The 202-nt window shown below is 62.9% G+C and carries 1 rRNA gene; it reads left to right on the forward strand.

Annotated elements, in window-relative coordinates:
- Nucleotides 1–143: 143 nt before the first annotated feature.
- Nucleotides 144–202: ribosomal RNA gene (locus tag ADK86_RS19530) — 16S ribosomal RNA — on the forward strand; the annotation flags it as partial.

Genomic DNA, 202 nt, shown 5'->3' on the forward strand with positions numbered 1-202 from the left:
CGCCGGAGGATGAGGTTCCTTTGAAAAGCCCACCGGCACCCTAGGGGTGCGGGTGGCACACACAGCGAGGACGCTGTGAACGGTCGGGCCTATTCCGCCCGCCGTTCCGCTCCCGTGTGTGTAACCGGGATAGCCCGGAAGCATTCACGGAGAGTTTGATCCTGGCTCAGGACGAACGCTGGCGGCGTGCTTAACACATGCA

The organism is Streptomyces sp. NRRL F-5755 (genome assembly GCF_001279365.1).
In the GTDB taxonomy this organism is placed as follows: domain Bacteria; phylum Actinomycetota; class Actinomycetes; order Streptomycetales; family Streptomycetaceae; genus Streptomyces; species Streptomyces rimosus.